General features: G+C 57.6%; 21 protein-coding genes, 1 pseudogene and 1 riboswitch. Of the genes and pseudogenes, 6 read left to right on the top strand and 16 right to left on the bottom strand.

The genetic code is table 11. The annotated features are described in order from the left end of the window. The first annotated feature begins 9 nt into the window (after positions 1-9). The 3 genes from AAFN47_RS11460 to AAFN47_RS11450 are packed head-to-tail and all read left to right on the top strand — an operon-like array spanning position 10 to position 2,861. Positions 10-795 (top strand): shikimate dehydrogenase family protein, encoded by a 786-nt coding sequence (locus AAFN47_RS11460; protein WP_499809364.1) that lies wholly within the window; start codon positions 10-12, stop codon positions 793-795. A 42-nt stretch (positions 796-837) separates the two neighbouring features. Continuing rightward, positions 838-1,545, top strand: a complete 708-nt coding sequence (locus AAFN47_RS11455) for a GntR family transcriptional regulator (RefSeq protein ID WP_499809363.1) — start codon at positions 838-840, stop codon at positions 1,543-1,545. Beyond that, positions 1,542-2,861 carry an aspartate aminotransferase family protein gene (locus AAFN47_RS11450; RefSeq protein ID WP_499809362.1) on the top strand — a complete coding sequence of 440 codons (1,320 nt, stop codon included), beginning with the start codon at positions 1,542-1,544 and terminating at the stop codon, positions 2,859-2,861. The genes AAFN47_RS11455 and AAFN47_RS11450 overlap by 4 nt, the downstream gene beginning before the upstream one ends. Positions 2,862-2,897: 36 nt before the next feature. Here AAFN47_RS11450 and AAFN47_RS11445 read toward each other — a convergent pair whose 3' ends face one another. The 7 genes from AAFN47_RS11445 to torT form a co-directional block, all read right to left on the bottom strand. Beyond that, positions 2,898-4,277 (bottom strand): aminotransferase, encoded by a 1,380-nt coding sequence (locus AAFN47_RS11445; RefSeq protein ID WP_499809361.1) that lies wholly within the window; start codon positions 4,275-4,277, stop codon positions 2,898-2,900. Positions 4,278-4,344: 67 nt separating this feature from the next. Then, positions 4,345-6,108, bottom strand: a complete 1,764-nt coding sequence (locus tag AAFN47_RS11440; RefSeq protein ID WP_499809360.1) for a hydantoinase B/oxoprolinase family protein — start codon at positions 6,106-6,108, stop codon at positions 4,345-4,347. A gap of 19 nt (positions 6,109-6,127) precedes the next feature. Next, a complete protein-coding gene (locus AAFN47_RS11435) occupies positions 6,128-8,185 on the bottom strand; it encodes a hydantoinase/oxoprolinase family protein (protein WP_499809359.1) in 2,058 nt (685 codons plus the stop codon). 12 nt (positions 8,186-8,197) lie between these two features. After that, the gene (locus tag AAFN47_RS11430; RefSeq protein WP_499809358.1) at positions 8,198-9,181 is read right to left on the bottom strand and encodes an ABC transporter permease; all 984 of its coding nucleotides are present in this window, start codon (positions 9,179-9,181) and stop codon (positions 8,198-8,200) included. Further along, entirely contained in the window at positions 9,174-10,172 is a 999-nt protein-coding gene (locus AAFN47_RS11425) for an ABC transporter permease (protein WP_499809357.1), read from the bottom strand. Before AAFN47_RS11425 ends, AAFN47_RS11430 begins: the two co-directional genes overlap by 8 nt. Then, the gene (locus AAFN47_RS11420; protein ID WP_499809356.1) at positions 10,172-11,689 is read right to left on the bottom strand and encodes a sugar ABC transporter ATP-binding protein; all 1,518 of its coding nucleotides are present in this window, start codon (positions 11,687-11,689) and stop codon (positions 10,172-10,174) included. Before AAFN47_RS11420 ends, AAFN47_RS11425 begins: the two co-directional genes overlap by 1 nt. A 148-nt stretch (positions 11,690-11,837) precedes the next feature. Beyond that, the gene (gene torT, locus AAFN47_RS11415; protein WP_499809355.1) at positions 11,838-12,917 is read right to left on the bottom strand and encodes a TMAO reductase system periplasmic protein TorT; all 1,080 of its coding nucleotides are present in this window, start codon (positions 12,915-12,917) and stop codon (positions 11,838-11,840) included. 298 nt (positions 12,918-13,215) lie between these two features. Between torT and AAFN47_RS11410 the strand changes: the two genes are divergently transcribed. Then, positions 13,216-14,805: a GMC family oxidoreductase gene (locus AAFN47_RS11410; protein ID WP_499809354.1), complete on the top strand. Its 1,590-nt coding sequence runs from the start codon at positions 13,216-13,218 to the stop codon at positions 14,803-14,805. Positions 14,806-14,817: 12 nt separating this feature from the next. Next, positions 14,818-16,260 carry an amidase gene (locus AAFN47_RS11405; RefSeq protein WP_499809353.1) on the top strand — a complete coding sequence of 481 codons (1,443 nt, stop codon included), beginning with the start codon at positions 14,818-14,820 and terminating at the stop codon, positions 16,258-16,260. 31 nt (positions 16,261-16,291) lie between these two features. Here AAFN47_RS11405 and AAFN47_RS11400 read toward each other — a convergent pair whose 3' ends face one another. The 4 genes from AAFN47_RS11400 to AAFN47_RS11385 are packed head-to-tail and all read right to left on the bottom strand — an operon-like array spanning position 16,292 to position 20,822. Further along, positions 16,292-17,770, bottom strand: coding sequence for a sugar ABC transporter ATP-binding protein (locus AAFN47_RS11400; protein ID WP_499809352.1), 1,479 nt, complete (start codon positions 17,768-17,770; stop codon positions 16,292-16,294). 13 nt (positions 17,771-17,783) lie between these two features. Beyond that, entirely contained in the window at positions 17,784-18,860 is a 1,077-nt protein-coding gene (locus AAFN47_RS11395) for a substrate-binding domain-containing protein (protein ID WP_499809351.1), read from the bottom strand. Positions 18,861-18,888: 28 nt separating this feature from the next. Next, positions 18,889-19,872: an ABC transporter permease gene (locus tag AAFN47_RS11390; protein WP_499809350.1), complete on the bottom strand. Its 984-nt coding sequence runs from the start codon at positions 19,870-19,872 to the stop codon at positions 18,889-18,891. After that, entirely contained in the window at positions 19,869-20,822 is a 954-nt protein-coding gene (locus AAFN47_RS11385; protein WP_499809349.1) for an ABC transporter permease, read from the bottom strand. The genes AAFN47_RS11390 and AAFN47_RS11385 overlap by 4 nt, the downstream gene beginning before the upstream one ends. A 209-nt stretch (positions 20,823-21,031) precedes the next feature. On the opposite strand from AAFN47_RS11385, the gene AAFN47_RS11380 reads away from it, so the two are divergent. Continuing rightward, positions 21,032-21,721, top strand: a complete 690-nt coding sequence (locus AAFN47_RS11380; protein ID WP_499809348.1) for a TetR/AcrR family transcriptional regulator — start codon at positions 21,032-21,034, stop codon at positions 21,719-21,721. A gap of 12 nt (positions 21,722-21,733) precedes the next feature. On the opposite strand, the gene AAFN47_RS11375 is transcribed toward AAFN47_RS11380, so the two are convergent. The 5 genes and pseudogenes from AAFN47_RS11375 to AAFN47_RS11355 all read right to left on the bottom strand — a co-directional run bounded on the left by AAFN47_RS11375 (position 21,734) and on the right by AAFN47_RS11355 (position 26,730). After that, positions 21,734-22,402: a cysteine hydrolase family protein gene (locus AAFN47_RS11375; protein WP_499809347.1), complete on the bottom strand. Its 669-nt coding sequence runs from the start codon at positions 22,400-22,402 to the stop codon at positions 21,734-21,736. Positions 22,403-22,631: 229 nt separating this feature from the next. Beyond that, positions 22,632-23,129, bottom strand: a pseudogene (locus AAFN47_RS11370) (FAD-dependent oxidoreductase); the annotation flags it as partial. Between the two features lie 146 nt (positions 23,130-23,275). Then, a riboswitch (glycine riboswitch) is annotated at positions 23,276-23,365 on the bottom strand. A gap of 273 nt (positions 23,366-23,638) precedes the next feature. Further along, the gene (locus AAFN47_RS11365; RefSeq protein ID WP_499809346.1) at positions 23,639-25,015 is read right to left on the bottom strand and encodes an MmgE/PrpD family protein; all 1,377 of its coding nucleotides are present in this window, start codon (positions 25,013-25,015) and stop codon (positions 23,639-23,641) included. After that, entirely contained in the window at positions 25,012-26,202 is a 1,191-nt protein-coding gene (locus AAFN47_RS11360) for a M20 aminoacylase family protein (RefSeq protein ID WP_499809345.1), read from the bottom strand. The genes AAFN47_RS11365 and AAFN47_RS11360 overlap by 4 nt, the downstream gene beginning before the upstream one ends. Further along, positions 26,203-26,730, bottom strand: a complete 528-nt coding sequence (locus AAFN47_RS11355; RefSeq protein WP_499809344.1) for a TRAP transporter small permease — start codon at positions 26,728-26,730, stop codon at positions 26,203-26,205. Between the last annotated feature and the right edge of the window lie 23 nt (positions 26,731-26,753).

The raw sequence follows: 26,753 nt of genomic DNA, 5'->3' as shown, positions 1-26,753 counted from the left end.
AGAGGACGAATGGAGATAACAGGCGGGACAAAGGTCATGTTCGTTCTGGCGCATCCAGTAGAACATGTCAGAGCGCCGTCAATTCTGAACGCCCATTTCAGGAAGACTGGCAACGATATCATCACTGTGCCGCTGAACGTTCATCCCGAACACCTTGCCGACGTACTGGATAGCATAAGACACCTTCAAAACATCATCGGCTTTGGCGTGACCATACCACACAAGGTTCCGGCTGTTGCCCTTGTCGATCAGGCCACTTCGCGCGCGCGCAATATAGGCGCGGTCAATTTCGTGAAACGAACACAGGACGGCCAGTTGATTGGCGACAATATGGATGGATTGGGTTTCGTTGCAGGATTGCGGCGAATGGGAATTGAACTTGAAGGAAAGAATGTGCTGCAAATCGGCGCCGGTGGAGCGGGACGCGCAACCGCTTTTGCAATGGCCGAGGCCGGAGTATCTCGTCTCGGGATAAAGAACCGGGACCAAAGTAAAGCGCGCGACCTCGCGCAGAGAGTCACATCAATAACCGGCTGTCGCACAGATGCGGACATTGCTGCTCCCGCCGAATTCGACATAGTGGTCAATGCAACTTCCCTTGGCATGAAGGATGCAGACCCGATGCCTGTCGATCCCGGCTCCCTGAGGAAAGGGACCGTCCTGGCCGACATCGTAATGGCGCCGGCAGTCACGAAGCTGATGTCACACGCCGGAGATCTCGGCTGCACAGTGATCGGGGGAAAAATCATGCTGGACGAGCAGATGGAGCTGGTGACAGAATTCCTGACGGCATAAACACTTGATTAATCCAGATCATCGGGTTGAGGAACGGAAATATTGTTGGAAGTTCAGGCGAACAGCCTTTCATCTCAGATATATGCGGGACTACGGCAACAGTTGATGTCCGCTCGACTGCGACCCGGAGACCGGCTGAAGGTGCGCGACGTTGCAGCTTTGTCGGGTACGAGCGAGACGCCGGTTCGGGAAGCACTTATCCAACTCGTCAAGGACGGCGCGTTGGAGATGAAGCCGGGCCACTATTTCAGGGTCCGTCGTTTGAGCCTTGCGGAATACATGGAGTTGCGTGACATCAGGCTGCTGCTTGAGCCACATGCCGCCGTCAAGGCGGCGCCTCACATCGATGATGTCTTTCTCGTCGAGCTCCAAGACATTCACGAGAAACTCGTGGAAGCGGAACGCACGAAGGATTATCCCGCCGCGCTCCTGCACAATTACGACTTCCATTTCGGCGTATATCGTTGTTCCGGCATGCCGCAGCTGATCGAGATCCTCGAACGTCTTTGGGTTCAGGTCGGCCCGCTGCTTAGTCTGCTCTACCCTGACGGAAGCCCTAAATATGATGGTTTGCACCAGCACCTGAACGTCATCGAGGCGCTCAAGAGGAAGGACGAAACCGCCGTCCGGAAGGCATTTGAACAGGATCTGATCGAAGGCGGCCGCAACTTCATCCGCCATCTGTCCGATCTTGAGGCTCAAGAGGAGGAAGCAAGCCGCTCCTCGCCCAGAAAAAACGAGAAGACATGAATTACCTTGATCGAAACAGCGAGCTCGCCGCGCGCGCGGAACGTGTCATGGCTGGCGGGCACCTCAGCCCAAGTCGCAAGCTCGGGTTTCCGGTGGCCTTCACACGCGCAGAAGGCCCCTTCCTCTATGACGCTAAAGGCCAACGCTATATCGATTTCCACTGCGGGTTCGGCGCCAATATACTCGGACATTGCCATCACTCAATTGTCAACAAGGTCGAATCCGTCATTGGAGAGATCGATCTCATAGGGGCCGGAGTAACCGAACTCGAGATTGAACTGTGCGAGGCGCTGGCTAGACACATCCCCTGCGCCGAACAGGTGGCGCTCTGCAGCAGCGGCTCGGAGGCGACTTTCCACGCCATTCGAATTGCCCGCGCAGTCACCGGCCGAACGACGCTCATCAAGTTCCAGGGCGGATATCACGGCTGGCATGATTCCGTCGCGATGAATGTCCAGTCAACGCGCCAGGCAGTCGGCGGCTATGATCCTCTCTGCAACGGTGTCGTAGAGGATATGGCCAGGCATACAGCGGTGCTGCCTTACAATGATGCCAACGCTGTCGAAGCCTATCTGAATGCAAACAGGGGCGCTGTCGCCGCGATCATCGTCGAGCCCATCGCCCACAATATCGGCTCCGTGATTGCGACCAACACGTTCCTGAACGAATTGCGAAGGCTGGCCGATGAACACGGCGTTCTGCTGATTTTCGACGAGGTGATCACCGGATTCAGACATGCATTGGGCGGGTATCAATCAATCGTTGGCGTCACACCCGACCTCGCCACATTCGGCAAGGCTGCCGGCGGCGGATATCCCATTGGCGTCGTCGCCGGACGTCGCGATATCATGGATATAGTGGGCAGGACCGGAGAAGGCTCCGTATTCATCGGCGGAACGTTCAACGGCACGCCGTCGACGCTGGCCGCCGTCCTTGCGACCATCGACGAACTGTCAAAACAGGGCGTTTACGAACGGCTCTCGACGTTGGGGGATCATATGCGCAACGGATTGGACGGTATTTTTTCGCGACTTGGCCTTGCAGCCCAAAGCGCGGGGTTCGGGTCCGTCTGGCTGCCGTATTTCTTCGAAGGCCCCTACAGCCAGTATGAAGAACTGTTTCGCAATGACGACGAACTGGATCTTGCCTTTCGCCATCGTCTGGTGGAGCGTCGTTGCATCGGTCAGCCGGTGCCGCTGAAACGGTACTATCTTTCCCTCGCGCATACAGAAGATATCCTGGACGAAGGCCTGGAGGTGATCGAGCAGATCCTGGTCGACCTTCTGGACACCCGCGCCACGAGGCTTCCGTACTGAGGACGGTTTTCCCGTTGAGGTAGGAATAGCCGGGTTTCAGTGCCGCTTAAGGTCGCGTTGGACGGCGTCGAGCGTGCGGACGAGAGCCTCGACGATGAAGTCCACTTCTTCCGGCGACGTGATGAAGGGCGGGCAAATTGCAATGACGTCTCCGAGATTTCGGATTATAAGCCCCTGTTCCCGCGACCGCCGTTCGACCGCAGCGCCAACTTTCATCTCCGGTGAAAACGGTACAGGCCCATTCCGTTCGGTGACAAGTTCGACGCCTGCCAGATATCCGAGCCGGCGCACATTCCCGACCAGTGGATGCTCGGCGACGGTGCGCAATCCTTCACCCAGCAGGAGACCAAGTTCGCCGGCGCGCGCCGGCAGGTTCATTTCCTTGTAGATGCGCAACGTTTCCAGGGCGATCGCCGAGGTCACCGGATGGCCTGAATAGGTGAAACCATGACTGAAGACACCGTTGCGGTCCGCTTCCCCGGCGATCGTCTCGAAAACAGCCCCGGACAGGATCACGCCGCCAATCGGCGCATAGCCCGAAGAAAGCCCCTTGGCGACAGACATCATGTCAGGCTCCACGCCGACCGACTGGCATCCGAACCATTGTCCGGTCCGCCCAAAGCCGCAGATGACTTCGTCGGACAGATACAGGACGCCGTATTTCCTGAGCACGGTCTGGACTGCCGCCAGATATCCGTCCGGAGGCACGATCACGCCGCCCGCGCCCATGACCGGTTCTGCAATGAACGCCGCTATCGTTTCCGGTCCCCGTTCGATTATCAAGGCCTCCAGTTCGGCTACGAGGCGATCAGTGAAGTCTGCCTCTTTCTCTCCGTCGAGTCCGTCACGATAGAAATGTGGCCTTCCGACATATGCGACGTGGCAGTCGGGCAGATTGAACGAGGCATGCATGGCCGGCAAGCCGCCCAGACGAGCGGCCATCACAGTCGACCCGTGAAAAGCGCCGGTCTGTGAAATGATGGTTCGGCGCGACGGTTCTCCGCGGGCGCTATGATAATACCAGGCCATCTTCACCATAGAATCGACAGCCTCCGATCCGCCATTGGCAAAGAAGACGCGCGCGTCCTGAATCGGCGCCATTGCCGCAATCTCGCCGGACAATTCCGAAACGGCCGGGTTCGCACGGTGATTGAACGTATGGTAGACCGGCAGCGTTTCCAGCGCGCGGGCGCCGGCCTCCGCAAGACGCCTGTCACTGAAACCCAGGCTGGCGCACCAGAGAGAAGAGACGGCGTCCAGATATTTCCGGCCATCAAGGTCGAAGACGTATGGCCCTTCGCCTCGCACGATCGTGAATGGCCCATCTGCCAGATGCGCTATGGGATTGGTCTGCGAATGGAAGTGTGATCGTCTGTCGGCGGCTTCGAAATCGCCGGGTGAATTGGAGAACGTCATCTGTCACTCCGTCTTGATTGGCAATGGTCAGGAATGCATCCAGGACGACGCATTGGATTGACGGATTTCAGGCCAGCAAATATGCGGCTTGCTCTTCGTCGAACCGCACGTTCACGCCATAAATCTCGGCAGCTTTCTCCACGCTCAGCCAACCGAGATTTACGCTTCTCAGAACTCGATCCGGCGCTCTCTTCGATGGATCGCCGTAACCGCCGCCGCCGCAGGCAAGGAACACGAATTTTTCGCCTTCCCTGCAAACCTCTTCGTTGAAGGCCGGCAGTTGAACGATGTCACCATCCGCCAGCATTTTCTCGCTGGACGTCGCGGCTGCAGGATGTCCTCCCAATACTCCGCGTGGCGGAAATGTCGTCCCATCGGCTGCATAGACAAGCGTCATATCGTGGTTGACGGGATAGAAGACACCGCCGACTCCAGGTGATCCTTCGAACTCTCCGAAACCCTGCGTATCCTTGCGAACGCCGCGAGACTCGATGATGAACGGATACATGGCCTCGTCGATTTCCACGGAATCGAGATTGATCATGCCGCCATTGGCGGGTCCGCAATAGGTCAACCAGCCATCATAACCTTGACGTGCGCCACCGCCCGAATAGGCGACAAATACCTGATTTACATAAGGTTGGTTGTCCTTAAAGGGATCGAGCCCCGAAACGACCCCAATTCCCACCGGCAAATGCTGTCCGCCTTCAGCCTGTCCATATGGAGCGCCTATCTCCGAAAACGCACAACTGGCAGCGGAAATCAGGCGGTCATTGACATTCGTCGTGGCGACGGAGGTCCCTACCGGATATCGCGGCTTGCCGATGACGCTACCCTCGCGCATCAACACCTTGATCCGGCTGGCGCTGCCGTAATTGTGCGGGATATCGGCGTCCATATTATTGAAAACGCCCATCCTGCAGGATCCGGTGCAGGTGTTCTCGGTAATGTTAAGCCCGCCCGGAACGTTGTCGATATTGCCGCGCACGTCTACTGTGATGAAACCTTCCTCGGGCTCGATCTCGACCTTGACGCGCACGGGAATGCCCTCATCCGCTACACCGGGCACCGGATCGTGGCGCGTCTCGTATTCGTACACGCCTGCCGGCAGCTTCCTGATTTCCGATATCGCCATCGTGCGGCCGTAGTCGAACCAGTCCTCGACGAAATCGGCGATGCCTTGACGACCATATTTGCCAAGCAGTTCGCCTAGCCGTCGTTCGGCCGTCTTGCAGGCGCCGATCTGCGCCCGCAGATCGCCGAGCCACAATTCCGGAACCCGGTTGCGCGTCAGGCCAATGCGGATGACGTCATCGATTTCCTTATAGTCCCTCATGATGCGGACGCAGGGAAAATGTATGCCCTCTTCGTACACTGTCTTGGCGAAAGGCAGGTAGGTCGTGGGAACCGGCGCGCCGGTATCGGCGTGGTGCGAGAGCGCCATCGCCCAGAACAGCGGCTCGCCCTCAAAGAAGACCGGCATGCAAAGCGTGAAGTCAGCGTGATGCGTGCTGCCATAATAGGGCGAGTTGTTCAGAAAGATATCGCCGGGGCGGATGTCATCGAAAAGCTCGGTGATCGGCCGTGTTACGAGATCCATCGACGCAACGTGGATCGGCAATGCGTCTTCCGTTGACACGATGCGGTGGTCGTAGGTGAGAATGGCGCAACTGAAATCGCGGGCATTCTTGATCACTGCAGATCGGCTGGCTCGCATCACCACCAGGGTCATCTCGCGGACAATCGCCTCGAACCGGCTTTTCAGCACGGACATGAGCATCGGATCGCCACGCAGTTCGCTTATGACTCCTTCTGCAACTTCGGCTTTCATGATGCTCTCCTGATCCGTCTCATTCGATTTCGACGAGGAAATTGCCGTATTCGTCGGTGCGTACGCTATGGCCGGTCTTGATCCAGGCCGTAAAACTCGACGTCTCTATGATACAAGGGCCGTCGAACCGTGCGTCCGCGCCGATGTTCTCACCGTCGAAAACCGGCGTCTGCGCGATCTCGTCTATCTCCGCCAAGTAGAGCGGTCGCGTCGTCTTCGGCGTCGGACTCTCAGTCTGGCGTTCGAGTGTGAACTTTCGATAGAGGTTCTGTTCCGCGCGATGACCGATCGCCCTGACCTTCCAGGTGATGAATTCGACGACATCCTTGTCGGCCCTGATCGAATAGATTCGTTCATGCATGCGATGGAACGTTTCTATGAAATCCGGCAGATCGGACGTCGTGATATCGCCATCGCGCTGGAATTCGACCTCAATCTCCCAGGACTGATATTCGTAGCGCCCCATGAAGGAAAATTCGTAACGCCGCCGCTCCGGCGGAATCCCGGCGCTGGCGAGGAATTCTGCGCCGTCCTTTTGAAGCCGGTCCAGAAGTCGGTTGACTGCTGCGGGCTCGAACTGCCGGCTGTCCGTCGCCGCGACGCCGCTCTGTTCCCATCGTATGTCGGAGATTAGGCCGCCGAATGCGCTGAGACCCGCGACATGGCAGGGGATCATGTAACGCTTGAGTTTCAGTATGTCGGCCATCTCCGCTATGTGACAGGAAGTGGCGCCGCCACCGCACACGAAGTAGCTCTCGCGAGGGTTGATCCCTTCACGGATTGTGATCTCCTCGATTGCCGCGACCATATTGTGGTTCGAGGTCGTGTGTATGGCGTAAGCAGCGCGCACGAGATCAACGCCGAGCCTGTCCGCAACGCCCTGCACCGCTTTTTCCGCGAGGCTTCTGTCCAGCTGTATTCGCCCCCCCAGGAAAAAGTCAGGATCGATGATGCCAAGAACGATGTTGGCGTCCGTCACCGTCGCTTCCTTGTTGCCGTTGCCGTAACAGGCCGGCCCTGGATAAGCGCCCGCGCTTTGCGGTCCGACGTGAAGCAGGCCGCCCTGGTCGACACGCGCGATTGAGCCACCGCCAGCGCCGACCGATCGCACGTCGACTTTCGGGATGCCAAGTGAGTCGTCATGGATCATGGAATCGGGAGTTACGATGATCTGATGATTGCGAAGCGCCGAGACGTCGAAAGTCGTTCCACCCATGTCGCCCACGATGACGTCCGGTTCTTCCGTCAGCGCGAGCGCCGCCATGGGCGCCAGCGTGGGACCCGACATAACACTGTATATCGGCCGCCGTATCATCTCCGGAACCGGCATCATGCCGCCAATACAGTTCGCCAGCAGCAGCTTGCCTTCAAAGCCCTCGGTCGCCAGAGCGTCCTCGAGCGCCTCCACATAGCTGCGCACGATCGGGCTGATCGAAGCATCGATCGCCGCGGCGATTACACGCTTGTATTCGCGCGGCATCGGATTGATTTCATGACTGAGCGTCACCGAAACGTCAGGCCACCCGCGCTTGATGATTTCGCGCGCAGCAAGTTCGTGCTCCGGATTGACGACCGACCAGAGAAAGCCGACCGCCAGGGCCTCGACTCCACGACGGCGCAACTTCTCGACTGCAGCAATCACGTCGTGATCGCTAAGCGGAGTCACGACATTGCCGCGCGCGTCGATACGACCGCGGATCGGCACAGTGAGGTTGCGGCTGACATAGGGTTCGGGATAGTCGAGCTTCCACTCGAAGGCGCCCTTGCGCGGACCTTCGCGCAGTACGAGAATGTCCTCGTGCCCTTCGTTTAGAAGGACGCCTGTGCGGGCGACCTTGCGTTCCACAAGGGCGTTGGTTGAAACCGTGGATCCGTGAACGATGAGATCGATCTGCTTTATGAATTCGGCGGTCTCATAGCCGCGGTCCGCCGCCGCCACATGCAGCACGTCAATGAAACCCTTCTGAAACACGCCTGGCGTCGTTGGCGATTTGTGCAGAGTGATACGTCCGGATTCATCCGATACGAGGCAGTCCGTGAAAGTTCCGCCAATATCAATGCAAGCCTGGAATGCCATGTACTCGGGACCTCAGGAAGAACGGTTTGAATGCGAGTACCGGTCAACGATCAGACTGAGTATGATGATCGCGCCGATGCTGAATTGCTGGATGTAGCCGTCGATCCGGGCCAGATTCATGCCGTTCGACAGGACGGTGACAAAAAGCGCTCCGGTAATCGCGGACGCCACGCCGCCTTCTCCGCCGCGCAAGCGGGCTCCGCCGATGACCGCCGCGGCGATCGTCTCCAGCGCGAGACTGCCCCCGAAATTCGGCTCACCCGAACCAGCTCGCGCCGTCAGCAGTAGCGCTCCGATCGCCGCCAGCGCCGAACACAGCGTATAGGCGCCGAGCAGGTGCAGGCGGACATTGATTCCGGCTGTGAAAGCCATACGGCGATTGGAACCGATCAGATAAAGGCTGCGGCCGAACACCGAGCGGCTGAGCAGGATGTGGACGACAAGGAGAAGCGCCGCGATGATAACGATCGGAATGGGAATGCCGAATATTTCCGTGTTGACGAGAGCCTCGCCGATCAGCGGCGGGAATCCGCTCACCGGAAAACCATCCGTGATCGTAGAGCTGAGCGCCAGCAGGATGTTGAAGGTCGCCAGGGTGACAACGAAAGGATTGATATTGACCACGGCAACGAAAAACCCGTTGAAGGCTCCAATCACCGCGCCGAGCATCAGCCCTGTCGAAAGGAAGATCAGCAGCGCCAACGTCGGCGAATCCACCGCCTGCATCATCGCAAGGGCCGCAGTGATGCTGACATAGGAAACCGTCAGACCGATGGAGAGGTCCAGACCGGCCGTCAGCAGAACGATGACCTGTCCCATTGTGAATATTGCGAGATAGCTCGTCTGGATCGCTATGTTCCAAAGGTTTCCTGTCGAGATCACCGTCGGCTGATACATTGCGAAACCGGCGAACACGAAGATGCTGGGAAGCAGCCGCTGGAGCGGACCCAGCCGCTGCAGAAATGCCAGGTGCGAGGAAAACAGCGTATCAGCCACGTTCACGTCTCCCCTTCAGGAACAGCTCCGCGCACACCGCTGCGATCAGCACCGCACCCAGAACAAGAGTCTGGAACTTGCTGTCAATTCTGAGCAGATTCATCGCGTTGGAGACAATTGACAAGAACAGCGCGCCTGCAACCACGCGTTCCGCGCGTCCGGAGCCACCCATCAGCGATACGCCGCCGAGAACCGCCGCCGCGATCGATTCAAGAACAAAAGATGAGCCGATAGTTGACTGGCCCGACCCTATACGCGCAGTCAGAATGACGCCGGTCAAAGCCGCGGTTACTCCGCTGATGCCATAGATGAGCATCAGTGTCCTTGTCACACCGATACCGGACTGGCGCGAGGCGACAGGATTGCTTCCGACCGCATAGACATGGCGACCAAACGCCGTAAAGCGTTGCATGGCGAATATGATCAGAACGGTCGCCAGACCGATCACGATCACTGTCGGAACGCCGAAGATAAAACCCCGACCGAACCCGATCGTGAACGACTCCGGCATCCCGTAAATCGGAATGCCTTTCGTGATATAAAATGTCACGCCGGCGACGACGGAGCTCATGGCGAGCGTGACGAGAAAGGGCGACAGCGAGAGGACGGCGACAAGCATGCCGTTGACCATTCCGATCATACCGCAGGTGCCGAGCGCTATCAGGACCGACAGGACGATCGCCAGCGGCGCGAGGTCTGGCATTATTTGCAGCATCCAGCCCATCACGATCGCCGTCTCTATCGAGGCGAAGGCAACCAGCACGCCCACTGAGAGATCGAAACCTCCGACAATCATCACAAGCATCTGCCCCATCGAGATGATGGAAAGGATCGCGGTGTTGCGCAAAACGTTGATCACGTTTTGATAGGCCAGGATACGCGGTTGTATCAGGTATGTTATAAAGACAATGCCCGCGATAAGCAGCAGGACCAGGCCGCCATTGGCTAGAAATCTCTTGATGCGGATGGTGGTTGAAACACCCATCGTCATCAGGTCACACCTTCCTTCTCGCGTCCAAAGAAACTCTTGAGCACTTCCGATTCGGTTCGCGTCTTGCCCTCGAGATGACGGACGACCTCTCCGTCATGCATGACATAAATCCGGTTCGACAGATTGAGGATTTCAGGCAGTTCGGACGAGACGAGCAGGATCGCGGCGCCGCCTTGCGCCAGATCGCGCAGCAGTTCGTAGATCTCCACCTTGGCGCCCACGTCGATGCCGACGGTCGGCTCGTCGAACAGGAAGATCTTCAAATCCCGCATCAGGCCTCGCGCCAGCATGACCTTTTGGCGATTGCCGCCGGAGAACTGAACGACCAGCTGTTCGGGAAGCAGCGGGCGTACATGGAGCTTCTCCAGCACCGTCCTGACTTTACTCGCTTCGCTGCTCCGGTGCAGCCAGCCGCTTCCGCCGATCGATTTCAGATCGAGCGCAGCCGCAGATGCGTTTTCGCGAATTGGCCGATTGAACGCGAGCCCGTCAGTACCCCGGTCAGCAGGAAAGTAGCATACGCCCTTACGCAACATCGATCTCGGGGATTTTACGGTCACTTCAGAGCCATCGATCGAAACACGTCCAGAGGCGATCTCGTCGAGGCCGAAGACCAGCCGTCCCACCTCACCCTTGCCGCAACCGACCAGGCCGGCGAGACCGACGATCTCCCCGGACCGCACATTCAGCGACACATCGCGAACATTTCCGTCGGCGCTGGAGAGATGCTGGATATCGAGCATCACCTTGTCGGGCTGGTGCGTGATCTTGGGATACAGTTCGCCGACATGCCGTCCGACCATCATTTCGACCAGTTGGTCTTCCGTTATGTCTGTTCCGTCAACGGTCGCCACCTTCTTGCCGCCGCGAAGCACTGTGACGCGGTCGGCCAGCATGCGGATCTCCCGCATGCGATGCGACACGTAAATGATGCCGATTCCCTCCGCCTTCACATCCGCCAGCAGATCAAAGAGGATGTCCGCGTCGGCGTCGGTGAGAGAGGCGGTCGGCTCGTCGAGTATCAAGATCCGCGCCTTTCCGAAAAGAGCCTTGGCGATTTCCACCATCTGTCTCTGTGCGCGCGGCAGGTCGCTGACCTGGTGTTCGAGGGGGATTTCGAAGCCCAGCTTCTTGACGAAATCCTGCGCCTCGCGATGCATCACCGCCTTGTTGAGAAAGCCGGACCGCGATTTCTCCCTACCAAGGAAGAGATTCTCCTCGACCGATAGGTCGGGTATGAGGCTGAATTCCTGGAATACAGCGGAAATCCCCAGGTTGCGCGCCTGTTGGGGCGTCATGTCCGATATCGGCGCCCCTTCCAGAATGTATTTGCCAGCCTCGGGCTTCACGTTGCCGGTGATCACATTGATCAGAGTGCTCTTGCCGGCCCCGTTTTCCCCGAACAGCACATGGATTTCTCCCGCGCGCAGATCGAAATCGACTTGATCAAGCGCGAGCGATGGGCCGTAGCGCTTGGTGATCGATGTCATATCCAGAAGTTTGGGGGCGTCCGCCATCGCAAATAGTGGCCGTTTCTGATCGAGAGCCGGAGTGCACGCTGTCGGAAATGCGATACGTGCCGGCTGCTTCGTATGCTAGCTTCAATCGGGCAGGATTTCACGCCGCCGCGCAGAAGCGCGGCGGCAGGCTCGGAAGGGAACCTGTTTATTCGGTATCGAACACCGGCTGCCAGTCTTTCGGCGCATAGATCTCGGTAAGGTCGACTTCGTCTATGTTGTCGGCGGTCACCATACCGGGAGTAGCCCGGAGCACCCTTACTTCCGGATGCTCGACGAAAAGCTCGATCGGCTGTTCCTCAAGCGCCCGCACGGCCAGATCCACTCCGATCCTGGCCAAGATCACCGGATATTCCGCTGAGAATCCTAAGACTTTGCCTTCCTTGATGCGGTCGGGCATTTTCTGGTCTTCCCAGGACGAGACGATCTTGATGTCGTCGCGACCGGCCTCGGCCACAGCGCTCAACGCCGCTTCTGCTGTTGGCGCTCCGCCCCAGATTGCATTCATTTCCGGATAGGTCTGAAGCGCGTCCTCGATCAGATTCAGCTGTTCTGCAACACCCGCTTCACCGTATTTGGCTTCGAGCATCTCGACCTTCGTATCCGCGATGGCCGCTTCGAAACCCTTCAGGTAGGTTTCCGCCCATCCGGAGTTCTGCGGTCCGGGAAAAGCGACAACCTTGCCTCCGTCCTCACCGAGAACTTCAACCAGGTGTTTTCCGGAAAGAAAACCCTTCTGGTAATGGTCTGTCGTAATCAGCGCTGTGATGGGTGTGTCGTAGATCGGGTTCGCCACCGCGATAATGGGCAGTCCCTGGTCCATGCCGGCTTTCAGACGTCCAGCGATGCCGCCTTCACTGATGGCCCCCACTAGTATGGCGTCAGGATTGGACGCCAGACAGTCGTCGAATTGCGACAACTGCTTTGGCAACTGATCGTATCCGCCCGCCTGGAATGTATAGGCGCGCACGCCAAGGCGCCGAGCCTCGTCGACAATTCCATAGTTGGACGCCACCCAGTAGCTGTCCTTCAGATGCGGGAACAGAACGCAAAGATTCCATTTCTTGGAAGCCTTTTCGAGGGGTGTGTATTCAATCGGCTCCATCGGCTGCTTGTCGGCGCCATCCGGGACGATGGTGAACGGCGCCCAGTCCGCCGCGTTCGCTGGAACCGCAACAGTCACTGCCGCGAGAGCAAGTGCTGAAGCCAAGGCTGTGCATAGTCTCATAGTGGTTCTCCTTGTTGGTTTTCTGTTCCCCGCCGCAATTCCTGCAACGACCGTCGCCCTGCCTTAAATCGGCAAAAATGCTATTTGATATATCATGCATCAAATTTTCGGGCGGTCAAGTGGCGCAACGATGCAGAGATAATCTAATTCAGTTTGCTCTGTTCGTCAGACCTCATCCTCAACGAGAGGCTGAAAGATAACTCTGTCTTATTCAAACCAACTAGTTAGTTGACAATCGATCTCAACCGAAAATACTCTTCGCGCGGGTTCTAATAATTCGCGCTGGGTGATTGCAAAAATGGACACCTTCGACACGATAATCGTAGGGGGCGGAGCCGCAGGGTGCGTGCTGGCCAATCGCCTTACCGCCGACCCGGCCAGGCAAGTACTGTTGCTCGAAGCAGGACCCGGCGACATGCCGGAGGCAGCCTGCATGCCCGGCGCATGGATCAGCCTGATCGATACCGAGTACGACTGGAAATATCACACCACGCCGCAGGCCCATTGCATGGGCCGTCGCATCGCCTGGCCACGCGGTAAATTGCTCGGTGGGTCGGGATCGACCAATGCAATGGTCTATATGCGCGGATCTCCGTCCGACTATGATCGCTGGGCGGCCAAGGGTTGCCCGGGCTGGTCCTGGAACGATGTGCTTCCCTGGTTCAGGAAATCCGAGAACAATCCGCGTCTCGGCGGCTCCCCCACGCATGGCGACAGCGGCGAACTTCTGGTTGTCGACGTTCCCCAGCATGATCCTTCGGAAAAGCTTTGGGTGGAGGCGGCCCAGGAGTACGGCCTGCCCTACAATCCGGACTTCAACAGCGGCGACCAGTTTGGGTGCGGGTTTTTCCAGGTTTTCATGAAGGATGGAGAGCGTCACGGCCCCGCAACGGCGTTTCTTGACCCGGTTCGAGCTCGGCCAAATCTTACCGTCATGACGTCGTCCTATGTCACCCGCATCATCGTCGAGAACGCGGTAGCGCGTGGCGTGACCTTCCTGCACAATGGCCAACTGCAGACCGCCCATGCCGACAGCGAAGTGGTTCTGTGCGGTGGAACGGTCAATACGCCCCACCTCTTACAACTATCCGGTATCGGCCCGGCCGACCATTTGAGACACCACGGCATCGATGTCGTGCACGATCTGCCTGGCGTGGGCGAGTCGTTGCAGGATCACCTCAATTGCGTCGTCACCTTCATGACCAGGAAGAAATTCGGAATTGGCGGCCTGACGCCTTCGGAGTTCGATCAGGCGCTGGTCGACTGGTCGAACAAACGCAGCGGACCGATGGCCAATCCATGGTCGACCAGCGGCGGGCAGGCAAAATCGAGGCCGGAGATCGACGAACCGGACCTGCAGATTTACGGCATCCCGACCCCGCATCGCGATCATGCCCGCTACATGTCGACGGTGCCCGGACTTTCGATGTTCAGCGTCCTTCAGCGTCCGAAAAGCACGGGCACACTGAGGCTGCGTTCGGCCGACCCGCTTATGCCTCCGGCCATCGATCCGAACTATCTTTCCGATCCCGGGGGTGAAGATCTGCAGACTCTGATCGGCGGCGTTAAACTGTCTCGGGATATCGCATCGACAAAAACCCTCGCGCCCCTCGCCCTGCAGGAGGTATTCCCTTGCAGCGAAGCACGGTCCGACGAGGATATCGCCAAGTTCATCCAGGCACAATCGCAGTCCATCTATCATCCTACCAGCACATGCCGGATGGGAGTAGACGACATGGCCGTGACCGATCCGGCCACGCTCGAAGTCCGTGGCCTTCAACGTTTGAGAATTTGCGATGCATCGGTGTTCCCGAACGTCGTGGCAAGCAATATCATGGCGACGGTCATCATGGTCGCGGAGCGCGGTTCTCAATTCATCAATCAGTAAGAGGAGGATGTCATGGCGCCCGTGACAGAAAGTCTGATCCGCGAATATTCTGAGGCCGATGGTTTGGAACTCGGAGAACGCGTTAGGAAGGGAGAGGTGTCGCCCGAGGAACTCGTCGAGGCGGCGATCGTCAACATTGAAAAGCTCAACCCTGCCCTCAATGCCGTCATCCATAAGCTGTATGATATGGGTCGGGCGGAAGCCGCGGCGATCGACCGGCAATCTCCCTTCGCGGGCGTGCCCTATTTGCTGAAAGAATTGGCGACCGCCTGGGAAGGTGCTCCGAATACCAATTCCTCACGTTATCTCAAGGATGTCATAGCGGACGCCGACGCGGAGGTCGTCAAGCGCATCAAGAAGGCCGGATTCGTGCTGGTCGGAAAATCGAATGCGCCGGAAAACGGCTGGTCGATCAGCACCGAGCCAGAACTGTACGGCGCGACCGTAAACCCATGGAATGAGAAGGTGACGGCCGGTGGATCGAGCGGAGGATCGTGCGCCGCCGTCGCGTCGCATATGGTGCCGATCGCGGAATCCAGTGACGCCGCAGGCTCCATTCGTGTGCCTGCATCATGCTGCGGCGTGCTGGGCCTGAAACCGTCGCGCGGCCGCATTACGCTGGCGCCGGTCGCCGATGTCTGGCACGGCGGCGCCTATTTCCTTTGCAACTCACGGACCGTGCGCGACACCGCCGCCTATCTCGATGCGGTCGCCGGCGCCCTGCCCGGCGATCCCTATACGCCGCCCACCCCGGAGCGAAGCTGGCTCGACCTGTCGAAAGTTGCGCCTGAAAAGCTCAGAATCGGCTTTTCGGTGACGCCCCCCGACGGCCGGCCCGTCGATCCCGAAGTCAAGTCGGTTCTGATGGAGACGGTTCGCGTCCTTGAAGGCGCAGGACATACGGTGGAGGAACATGACCTGTCGATCGACGGTGATGCCGCCTGGCAGATCTATACCCATATGAGCTGTGTTCAGGCCGCCGCCATTTTCGAATGGCTTTCGGCAGTTGTGGGTCGGCCCGTTACGAAGGACGACGTCGAGCCCGTGACCTGGGCTATTATCGAGCGCGGCCGTGCGACGTCGGGGATCCGGCACATCTCCGATGTCGAGGGCGTGCGGCAGATCGGTCGCCAGATCGCCATGGATCTCGATCCCTATGACATCTACCTCACGCCAAGCCTGACGCAATTGCCGAGGCCGGTCGGTTACTACGACATGTCCGAACCGGATATCGACAAGTACAATGCGAAATGGACTGACGCCATGTTCGAGTTCCCGTTCAACATGTCCGGGCAGCCGGCCATGTCCCTGCCGCTCGGGCAGTCGGCATCGGGTATTCCGATCGGCGTTCAGGCAGTCGGACGATACGGTGACGAAGCCACGGTTCTGGCGCTCGCGACATTGCTGGAGGCCGAGATGCCTTGGAAGGACAGGCGCCCGTCAGTGTGCGCCTGAACAATCCGGCCGGCAGTTGCGTGAGAGCTCGTTACGCGGCGTCACTGCCGGTTGCCGCAAGCACAAGTTTGTGCTCGTCGAGATCTTCGTTGATTACGACCGAATGCACGACGCCATGACGGACGATGGCAATGCGGTGACACATGGCAATCAGCTCGTCGAGCTCCGATGAAATCATGATGATCGCCACACCCCGTTTCGAAAGGTCTCGCAACAACCGATAGATATCCTCGCGTGCAGCGACATCCACACCCCTGGTCGGCTCGTCGCAGATCAGAACCTTCGGCTGTGCCAGCAATGCACGGGCAAACAGAACCTTCTGCTGGTTGCCGCCACTCAAGGACGAGATCGGCATATCGAGAGAACTTGCCACCAGGCGCAGTTGCTCCAACAGGGTCGCCGCCTCCAACCTTTCGCGCCTTCGCGCCAGGAAGCCTGCTGACGAAAAGTGATCCAGGGCAGCGGCGGTCGCATTCATCGGGATCGACAGTGGACCGAAGATACCGTCTTCCTTTCGGTCTTCGGTCAGATAGACCAGTCCCGCCTTCAGAACGCCGGCGGCATTGAATGGAAGCGGTTTGCCTTTCAATTGAGCCGTCATGCCTGTGCGCGGCCGCAAACCGGCAAGCCGTCTCGCAATCGACGTCCGTCCTGCTCCGACCAGCCCGGCAAGTCCCAGGATCTCGCCTTCGGCAAGCAGGATCCGGCTGTCGTCGCTCGTGACGCCATCGATCGTCAGAACCGTTTCGCCGCCGGCAAGCGGGTCGACAATTGCCTCTGTGTCGGAAACTTCGTGACCGGTCATCAAGCGGACCAGTTCCTTGCGGTCGAGGGAGCCTTTCTCCCTGGTCGCCACCAGTTCGCCGTCGCGCATGACGCTGACCGTGTCGGCGATTTCGAAGATCTCCTCGAGACGGTGGGAAATATAGAGGATGAGCATGCCGCGATCCCTGAGGGTGCGGATCACTTCGAAGAGATTGCGTTGCTCCGACAGCGAGAGAACTCCCGTCGGTTCGTCGAGAATAAGCACCTGGGCATCGGTGGATAGTGCCCGTGCCAGTTCGAGCAATTGCCGGTCCGCCACGCCCAGCGTCCCGACTGCGGCATCCGGATCGAGATCGATTCGAAAGCGTTTCATCAGGGTGCGCGCTTCCAACGAAGCACGCTTGTGATCGACGACGCCGAAGCCCTTGCGAAATTCCTGTCCGAGATAAATGTTGTCGGCCACGGTCAGTTCCGGGATCGAACTGAACTCCTGATAGACGATTGCGATGCCTGCCGAGCGGGCTTCGGCAGGCGTTGTGAAACTCGCCATCTCGCCATTGATCAGAACGCTTCCGGAACTGGGCGCAATCGTTCCGGAGAGCACGTTCATCAATGTGGATTTACCGGCGCCGTTGGCGCCGCAGACCGCATGCACCTCTCCCGCCCGGGCGGTGAAATTCACCGCCCTCAGAGCAACCACACCTGGAAACCGGCGGGTGAGGTCATGCGTCTCCAACAGCGCCAAACCGGACCCCCTCTTACTGTGGAAGGTACTCGGCCGGAAGGTCGGTCTTGAACCAGTCGTCGGGACGATCGGGTTCGTGGAGTTCCCTGGCTTCCTCCGGTGCGAGATAGCGTGTCGGCACAACAATGGCCGTCGTTGTCTGTGCGCCGGTCAAAATATCGACGGCCTGTTGCACGGCCGCCCGTCCGACCTCGAGGCCGCTCGTGACGGAACCCCATTTGCCTTCGTTTGCAACGAGTTTGACCCAACCGTTGTAGTCGTCGCCAGGCGACAGGGTCAGCTCATTGAGCCGACCTGCTTCGTCGAAGGCTTCATAGATGCCCATGGACATCTGGCCTGCGGGCGAGAAGGCGCCGTCAATCTGCGGAAACCGCTGCAATAGGTTTTCCGTCAGTTGCTTGGCCTTGGCTCGATCCCAGTCGCCATATTCCGCACTCAACAATTCCATTTCGGGATTGTCCTTTAGCTTCTGTTCCAGAACCGCCAGCTGGACCACGGCAGCCGAAGAACCGGCGATGGGCAGCATGGCGATGACCTTGCCCTTGCCGTCGAGGGATTCGATAAACTGGTCGACTACCTGCTCGGTGTACCCCCACTGGTTGACATAGGCATTCGACGTGACTGACGGGTCGCGCATGAAGTTGTAACCGATATTGATGGTGACGACGCCCTGATCGTGGGCTTTCTTCAGCGCAGGCATAATCGCCTTCTCGTCGACCGGCCAGAACAGGATCGCATCGACGCCGCTCGTCAGCAGGTCGTCGATATCGGCCGCCTGCTTGGTCGGATTGAAGCCCGCATCCGTGATCTTGATCTCCTCGATCTCCGGATGCAGCGACGCTTCATACTTGATCATCTGCGCAGTGAAATTGATCCAGGCGTTGCTGAGATAGCCGGCCGAAACGCCGATCTTCAGCTTGCCATCCTTCTTGTATTCGGACGTGTCGAGCGGTTCGTTGGCCCACTCCAGGATCTGGTCGTAGGTCGATTCCTTGGTGAGGTCGAGCTCCTGGGCCGTTCCCGGCCCGGTCAATACAAGGACAGCAAGTGCTGCCATCGTCGCTGCAAGCATTCTCTTGAGAGAAGTCATGTCGAAGTCCTCCTTTGGACTGGTTCCCTTATTCTGTTCGGTCACCGCCGCTGCGTCCGATCCATGCATGGGCGGCCGAGGCGGCGATGATGATGATCCCCTTGATCGTCAACTGAGCGGCGAAGGGGAGTCCGGCGACATTGGCCAGATTGAGAGCGATGAAAAGCACAAGAACGCCGGCGAAAGTGCTTCCGACGCCACCGCGTCCGCCGGCAAATGTCGTTCCACCGAGGATGACTGCCGCAAGCACGTCGAACTCCATCCCGGCGCCTGGATTGGTGCCCGAAACGCCTGTCCGCGCCAGCAGCGCGATGCCGCCAAGACCGGCAAACAGACCCGAGACGCAATAGGCAATGACAGTTGTCTGGACGGCGGGGATGCCGGCCAGTCTCGCCGCTTCCGGGTTGGCGCCGACGTGATAGACATTGCGCCCGAAACGCGTCTGCGACTGTATGAATACGCCGACAATGACGGCGACGAGGAAGCAGATGGCCAGAACCGGCAGCACGTTGCCGATCCGGCCATTGAGAAATTCCCTGAAACCGGGAGACACGATGCCGCGCGCCGTGCCGCCTGTGCCCATCTGCACCAAGCCATAGACGACGATCGACATGCCGAGCGTGAGGATGAAGGACGACACGCGCCCGTAAGCAATCAGGAGCCCGTTCGCCAGCCCGATCAGGCTTCCGGTGACGCAGGTAACCCCAATGGCCAGCCACAGATTTTCAGCCTTGCCGTCCATGACGAGAGCACAGATCACGGCGCTCATAGACACGATCGCACCGACCGACAGATCGACGCCGCGCAGGATCATCACGAAAGTGACTCCGACTGCCGTGATCCCGATCGGCGCCGCCTGACGCACCAGGTTGCCGAGATAGTTGAGCTTCAAAAAGGCTTCCGACACAAAACCGGCAGCAATCAGAAGGATGAAGAGCACGATCCAAACGGCGGCCTTGTCCAAAAGGTGTCGGCTGAGCAGCGGCCGTTTCGCTAACGTGCCTGCGCTCATTGCGGCGCCGCCGCCCATCTCGGCCGCTCGAGTAGAATCGCCAGGATAACGATGATGCCCTTGATCAGAATCTGCGTGAACGTCGGTACCTGCATCAGATTCAACAGATTGCTTACCGTACCCAGAAAGAAGACGGCAGCCAGAACCGAAACCACATTGACGCGACCGCCCTTCAGTGGGGTGCCGCCAAGGACGACGGCGACGATCGAATCGAGCTCGAGACCGCTGCCCGCATTGGGAAATCCGGTTCCCAGCCGTCCGGCCAGAACCAGTCCTGCAATCGCGGCGAAAAAACCGGATACCGAATAGGCGATCAGTGTCAGACCGCGTACGTTCAGCCCCGCCTTTCTGGAAGCGGTGGCATTGTTGCCCATCGCCAGAAGGTGCCAGCCGAATGTCGACCGCTGCAGGCAATAGAATGCGATCACGGTAGCGAGGATGACGAGGATAAGTGATGCCGGGATACCAGCGACCCGACCATGCGCAAGAAAATCGATGGCTGGAATCGAGCTGCCGACGCTTCGATCGGTCAACATGAAGATGCAACCCTGCAGCACGCTCAGCATGCCGAAGGTCAGGATAAGAGGCGGCATCCGCAGGTGGTTGATAAGCGTTCCATTGATCGCACCGACCACTGCACCAAGGAAAAGGCAACCGAGAATGACCGGCAGTCCCCACCCCGGCAACGCCTCAAAGCCCATGCAGGCGACGACGGTCACGAGACCGACCAGTTGCCCGACCGACAAGTCAATAAGGCCGCCGGCGATCACGAAAGCCTGTCCGAGAGCGAGAAAAGCGAGGGTCGCCGACTGCTCGAGCACGTTCATCGCATTGTCGGCAGTGCGAAACTGGGGATTGTAGAGCGCTCCGAAAGCGACGGTCAGCAACAGCGCCCAGACAATCGGGGGCAGTCGGGAGAAGAAGGGGATAACCAGTTGAGCTCGATTCATTGCCCGCGTCTTCATAAGTAACTATATAGTTGATTAACATATGTCTGGATTGTTGGTCAACCAGATTGACCCGGCTGCAGTCTGTTGGATAAACGGGGCGCCAGACCTCGTTTTAAGAGGGATGTGGCGGGCATCGAAGTCTTTGCACTTCAACGATTTTCGCAATCTTCGAGATTCGATGTCGCCAATGGAACCGGAGACCAATTCATATGAGCAAGGAGCGTACCGCTGCTGCGTCAAAGCGACGGATCGCAAGATCCGGGGTTGCGACACGGTCAAGACAGCGCGACGCCACCGCCACTCGCGCAGCGCTTCTTTCGACGGCCATCAGCGAGTTCGCGGCAAAAGGCTATTCTGGCGCACGGGTTGACGAAATCGCCAATCGCGCTGGCGTCAACAAGCAGCTTCTCTACCACTATTTCGGCAACAAGGACGATCTTTACAGGATCGCTCTGGAAACCGTGTATTCAGAGATACGCGAGAAGGAACAGGGTCTAGATCTGGGCAATCTGTCACCAGTCGAGGCCATGCGAGCACTGGTCGGCTATTCGTTCGACTATCTTTTCGAACATCCGGAATTTATTAAACTGGTCAACGACGAAAATGCCCAGGGCGCACGCCATGCCGCACAATCCGACGAGCTGGCGGAAATGCATTGGCCTCTTGTCGAACTTTTGCGCGAAACACTCGAACGCGGCGCCGCGGAAGGTGTGCTTCGCGACGACATGGATCCGATCAATGTATATATTTCTATCGCCGCGATTTCCTATTTCTACTTTTCCAACAATCCGACGCTGTCAGCAATTTTCGGAAAGCAACTGAATGCACCGCAAGAGATCGCGTCCCGACGTAAACATGTCGTAGATTTTGCACTGTCGGCTCTGATGAAAACGAGCTAATTGCACCGCGCTCTAGGCGGGCGTTCCTGCCTGTAGTTGGACCGTTTCGAGGGCGTCCAGAATCGAGGCCGTGTCTGAAACCCAGCCGAACTTCATAGCAAAATTCTTGAGGGTCGCTGCCTGCAGATCCGGTGCAAACGATGATACGCCGTCCTCAACCATCGTCGTCCGGTATCCGTGATGGAAGGCCTCGCGGCCGGTTTCCTCGACACAGATCTGGGTCACCGTGCCCGTCAGGATGATGGACAGCACGCCGAGCGATCTCAGCAACTCGTCAAGATTCGTGCCGTGAAAGGAGCCATAGCCGTATTTGTCGATGATCGGTTCATCGGTTTGAGGACGCAATTCATCTATGACATCCGTGCATTCCAGTGCCTTATCGGTATCGGCGTACTTGCGTCGCGTTCCGCGCCAGCAACAGCGGATCTCTGCGTGACACTGCGGCGACCAGAGCCAGAGCAGATTGTCTTCCTGGTGGGCAAGAAATCGCGTGTATACGACCGGCGCGCCAATGCAGCGGAACCGTTCGGCAAGCCGCGCGATGCTCGCAACCGTTTTGCGCGCATCGGGAACTTCCAGCGGTGCGCCCTCGCGAACGAAGTCGTTCTGCATATCGACGATAAGCAGTGCCGGTCTGACGAAGATTTCATCGGCGGGCAAGTCGGCGGCAATGCGGCTCATTGGGCACCTTCTCGTTCGTAATCGGGTTAAACTTGTAATTCCGCAACAGAGTTGTCAACTATATGGTTGATAATCTCCTCATTCGAGCTGGCTCTTGTAACAACCTTTTCGCTCCCGGCATTCCCCGCTTGCGGCGCCAAATGGTCTACTTTTGCATCGCCCAATGGAGTGGGCCCCTGGGAGTGGACACTGATCAGGCTGCTGTTTTACCAGTCTGCCGGGTGTGTATTTCGAGACCGCCCATTGCGAGAAGCGTGTTGACCTTCAAGGCGCGATCAAACTCACGCCGGTTGCTGTAGACGTGGAGAATCCCGCGATCTTCACAATCAAAGTCAAACCCTTCGCGGTTTGCGTGGCTCTTGAGAAAGTCGCGCGCCAGGATCGCCAGTTTGACAGTGTCGATCGTGTTTCGCCCGTATCCCGGGATCGCCTTCATGAACTCCGCCATCCATGAATATTTGTGAAAGCTCGGTCTCGGATTCATCAACAGCGGAGCACCGGGCGTGAACATCCACTTGATCCCTTTGAATACAGTCGACCATCGGTTCCAAACCTCTGCGTTCGACGCCGACAGCTGTCCGCCATTGGCGAAGCTGGTCTCCATGGCTGCGTACCGATTGCGATCGAAGACCGTCACCTGGAATCCGCGACTGACAAGTGAATAGGCGGTTGTGATACCGGTAATGCCGGCGCCAATGACGGCAATAACAGGTTGAGATTTTGACATTTGATTCCCGTTCGAGGTTGCACAACCGCATCATGCGGTCGTTTCAACCCCCTCTGTCACGGGAACCTGAGCGCTTACCGGCATAGGGCGCCGTTTCGCCTTCGGTGGATGATCCTCTAATGTGATCACCGCTCTCCAGAGTGCCAATCGAGAGTGCAGTACGTTTGCCTGAGAGTTTCCGGGGCGGTTGCTCCTTCGGCGCCGGGATCTAACCCGATCTCTCCTGCATCTCGAACATTGAGCTAAGGCTCACTAAGGGAGTTAAGCCGCAATTGCAATGTCAACCTTCGCTATTGCGCTCAAACATCCCGCGCGACACGATTCGACCCATTCAGGACTGAAAATGTGGAGACTTTACCTTGGGCTCCGGACGCATACGGTTAGTAAAATGCTAAATCTGTCTTCGGGAACTCTAGGCACAATTTGATACGAATTGCTGACTCTTTCAATATTTTGCGTTGGAATGATGAGATACACACAAGCCTGTCTTGCTAGCTAATCGTTCGCATTCATGCAGCGTTCTGGTACCCGTGTGCTTGCTTGCACCACGTGCTGAAACAAGCGTCAGGTTCGAGCAGGGAAAAAGAAGAGACCCACTTTGCGTAAGATCGGGTCCGGCCGAAACTCAGGCAGTCGTTTATCTTGCGCTGGAACGTTGCCACATCAAACTCGTTTCCAGGGCTGCCCTTTACAGTATTTGTTTCTCTGGCGAGGGTTTCGCCGGAAATTAGCCTGAGTTCCACTCTGACTCTTCCGTCCAATGCAGTTTCAGCCTCCGTGGCAAACGACCGCTTGAATTTGTTCAGGTGGCGGCGGATTTCCGTCGATCGGACTTTCCTATCATCGAAATCACTGAGATTGAGCACTCCGTTCTCAATCAGTTTGGCCGCGGGGTAAGAGAAACTGAACCTGGCTTCGTTTGCATCTCTTGGAAGGTCGAAACGCAGGTTCTCCGCCAAGGTCGGTGGCAACCATACCGTAGCCGACACTACATCATCCAGCCCAAACGACGTTTGCTCTTTCAGATCCAGTATGCAGTCGAGCGCTTTGTGCGATGCAGCACAACATGGAAACCTCTTCATCCAAAGGCCATCGGTTACAATTGCCCACTGGTTTTCCCCGTCACACCGCCTCGGAACGGCACCGAGGCGGCCGCCATTTCCGTTGTAGAGTTCGGAAAACCCCCATTTGCCATTGATGAATTCCGATTGCCCCTCGAGCCCTTGTGCAGCCAAACAGGCGGCGATCACGGAGTTATGCGCAGCAATTCCTGCATGCGCCGGTTTCAAGGTCTTGCCGAACTGGAGCTTGGATCCCGCGGCCATGCTACTGGCGATGCTCATCGACGAAAGTATTTTTTCGGATGGAAGTTCCATTAGCTTTGCCACGGCTGCAGCAGCCCCGATCGTTCCAATCGTTGACGTAGAATGCCATCCGCTGGCATAGTGTTGAGGTTGCACGAGGCGGCCTATTCGTGCCTGCATTTCCAGACCGACGCAATACGCCGCTAGATAGTCTCCAACGGAGACTTCTTTTAGTTGTGACGCCGAGATCAGTGCGGGGACTATCACTGCAGAGGCATGTGTTATACCGGGCAAGAAATTGTCATCGAAATCCAGAGCATGAGCAGCAGTACCGTTTGCCAAAGCAGCCAATGGAGCCGAAAAACGTAATCCCGTACCCAATACCGGAACGTCTCCGCTGCCACCGCTAATTCTTATGCCGCCCTGAACGGATTTCGCCGGCTCAGAATTGCTGCCTGCAAGAATGCAAGCAAGGCAATCCAGCGTGGCGGTCCTCGCCCTTTCATATCCAATCTTGGAGATCGAATCTCGATGTACGCTTGCCGCGAAGGAAGCCAGTTCGCTGGAAACCATCTGGTTCATACGGACTCATCCAGTTCTTCGGCGACCAGGTTAACCCAGTAGGCGATTCCGTGAGGAATGACATCGTCGTTGAAGTCATATTTCGGCGTGTGAACGAATGGAGCATCTGGTCCATCGCCATTCCCCATAAGGATGTAGGCGCCAGGTCTTTCTTCCAGCATGAATGCAAAGTCCTCCGAACCTCCCTGAATCGACGTGTCGGCATCCACTACAGTTGATCCGGCAACACTTCTGGCAGCTTGGATTGCAATCTCAGTTTGTATTGCGTGATTGATCAATGGGGGGTACCTGCGCTGATATTTTGAGCGCGCTGTGCAACCAAAGACCGCCGCGCAGGATCTTGCCACATCATCCAGGTTCTTCTCGAGACGGTCTCTGATTTGCGCTGTGTAGCTACGCGCCGTTCCCCTTACTAGGATTTCGGATGGGATGATGTTTGGCGAAGAAAAATTGCCCCCCTCGATAAAGCCGATTCTTAGAATCGCCGCCTCGCGGGCGGGAATACGTCTTGATATGATATGCTGGTAAGAACTTAGAAATGCCCCGAGCGCAGCTGATGGGTCTGTGCTCCGGTCTGGAAACGCACCATGCCCACCGGTTCCCTCGAACACCACCTGCCAAGTATCGCCAGCGGCGAACAGGGGGCCATGTTTGATGGCAAAATGCCCTGCAGGCATGCCGGGCATATTATGCATTCCGTAGATTGCATCGCAGGGGAACCGCTGGAACAAACCTTCCTTGATCATTTCTCTCGCTCCGCCTTCGCTTTCCTCGGCAGGCTGAAAGATAAAGACGACCACTCCAGAAAAATCGTTCCGCTTCGCCAAGTATTCCGCAGCACCGAGTAGCATCGCGGTATGACCATCGTGGCCGCAGGCATGCATTTTGCCGTCGATGATCGACTGGTAGGGCAGCCCAGTGTCTTCCTGGATGAAAAGGGCATCCATGTCCGCCCTCAGGCCTATTGTCCGAGTTCCCGGTTTCAGGCCTTCGAGAACTCCCACGACTCCGGTTCCGGCCAAACCTGTATGCACCGTTATTCCGAGTTCGCGGAGGCGGTCTGCGACAAGACCGGCCGTCCTTTTCTCCTCAAATGCAGTTTCGGGATGCATGTGAATGTCTCTGCGGAGATCAACAGCGATATCGACCAAGGATTTCAAGCCGCGAACGTCTTCGACAAGAACCATCTACTTGACCTTTTCTTCTGCTTCGAACGCGTCCGTCATGGCTTTTGAAATACCGTGAATGAATATGACAATGACGAAAAGCGGCACTCCGATCGCGACAAGCAGCGTCGACATGTCGAACGTCTCAGCCTTGAGGTAATAGTGACGGGACAAGAAGCCGCGCGCGAAGTTGATGTTCGGCCCCCAAATCGAAAACCAAAGAATTGGTGAAAGAAACAGGATCACTGATAATCCACGCAAGCATTTCGCGCTTGAACTGATCCAGCCTGGAACATTCTCGGACAGTTTGACCAGCGAGGGATCGAATCCGGCCTTGAATGAAACAGTTGCTCCCAGAAGCCCAACCCAAACCATCGCAAATCGCGCAGCTTCTTCAGTCCAGGGAGGGGGAGAACTGAAAACATAACGCGCAATGACTTGCAGGCCGATGGATGCAACCATGGTTAGCAGGAACACTCCGGCTGCCACACGGATCACGAGGTCGAGTCCGTTACTTAGCCGATTCATGATTTTGACGAGTACGCGCATCGCAACCATTTCCGTGCGACAGA

This window comes from Hoeflea sp. CAU 1731 (genome assembly GCF_039888615.1).
Classification (GTDB): domain Bacteria; phylum Pseudomonadota; class Alphaproteobacteria; order Rhizobiales; family Rhizobiaceae; genus Flavimaribacter.
This window is presented reverse-complemented; position numbering and strand designations above follow the sequence as displayed.

Coding starts and splice junctions, on each gene's coding strand:
- AAFN47_RS11385 (WP_499809349.1), bottom strand. CDS start 20,822: ATGAATCGAGCTCAACTGGTTATCCCCTTCTTCTCCCGACTGCCCCCG.
- torT (WP_499809355.1), bottom strand. CDS start 12,917: ATGAGACTATGCACAGCCTTGGCTTCAGCACTTGCTCTCGCGGCAGTG.
- AAFN47_RS11445 (WP_499809361.1), bottom strand. CDS start 4,277: ATGACGTTCTCCAATTCACCCGGCGATTTCGAAGCCGCCGACAGACGA.
- AAFN47_RS11365 (WP_499809346.1), bottom strand. CDS start 25,015: ATGAACCAGATGGTTTCCAGCGAACTGGCTTCCTTCGCGGCAAGCGTA.
- AAFN47_RS11460 (WP_499809364.1), top strand. CDS start 10: ATGGAGATAACAGGCGGGACAAAGGTCATGTTCGTTCTGGCGCATCCA.
- AAFN47_RS11420 (WP_499809356.1), bottom strand. CDS start 11,689: ATGGCGGACGCCCCCAAACTTCTGGATATGACATCGATCACCAAGCGC.
- AAFN47_RS11450 (WP_499809362.1), top strand. CDS start 1,542: ATGAATTACCTTGATCGAAACAGCGAGCTCGCCGCGCGCGCGGAACGT.
- AAFN47_RS11440 (WP_499809360.1), bottom strand. CDS start 6,108: ATGAAAGCCGAAGTTGCAGAAGGAGTCATAAGCGAACTGCGTGGCGAT.
- AAFN47_RS11425 (WP_499809357.1), bottom strand. CDS start 10,172: ATGACGATGGGTGTTTCAACCACCATCCGCATCAAGAGATTTCTAGCC.
- AAFN47_RS11395 (WP_499809351.1), bottom strand. CDS start 18,860: ATGACTTCTCTCAAGAGAATGCTTGCAGCGACGATGGCAGCACTTGCT.
- AAFN47_RS11360 (WP_499809345.1), bottom strand. CDS start 26,202: ATGGTTCTTGTCGAAGACGTTCGCGGCTTGAAATCCTTGGTCGATATC.
- AAFN47_RS11355 (WP_499809344.1), bottom strand. CDS start 26,730: ATGCGCGTACTCGTCAAAATCATGAATCGGCTAAGTAACGGACTCGAC.
- AAFN47_RS11375 (WP_499809347.1), bottom strand. CDS start 22,402: ATGAGCCGCATTGCCGCCGACTTGCCCGCCGATGAAATCTTCGTCAGA.
- AAFN47_RS11410 (WP_499809354.1), top strand. CDS start 13,216: ATGGACACCTTCGACACGATAATCGTAGGGGGCGGAGCCGCAGGGTGC.
- AAFN47_RS11380 (WP_499809348.1), top strand. CDS start 21,032: ATGAGCAAGGAGCGTACCGCTGCTGCGTCAAAGCGACGGATCGCAAGA.
- AAFN47_RS11405 (WP_499809353.1), top strand. CDS start 14,818: ATGGCGCCCGTGACAGAAAGTCTGATCCGCGAATATTCTGAGGCCGAT.
- AAFN47_RS11435 (WP_499809359.1), bottom strand. CDS start 8,185: ATGGCATTCCAGGCTTGCATTGATATTGGCGGAACTTTCACGGACTGC.
- AAFN47_RS11390 (WP_499809350.1), bottom strand. CDS start 19,872: ATGAGCGCAGGCACGTTAGCGAAACGGCCGCTGCTCAGCCGACACCTT.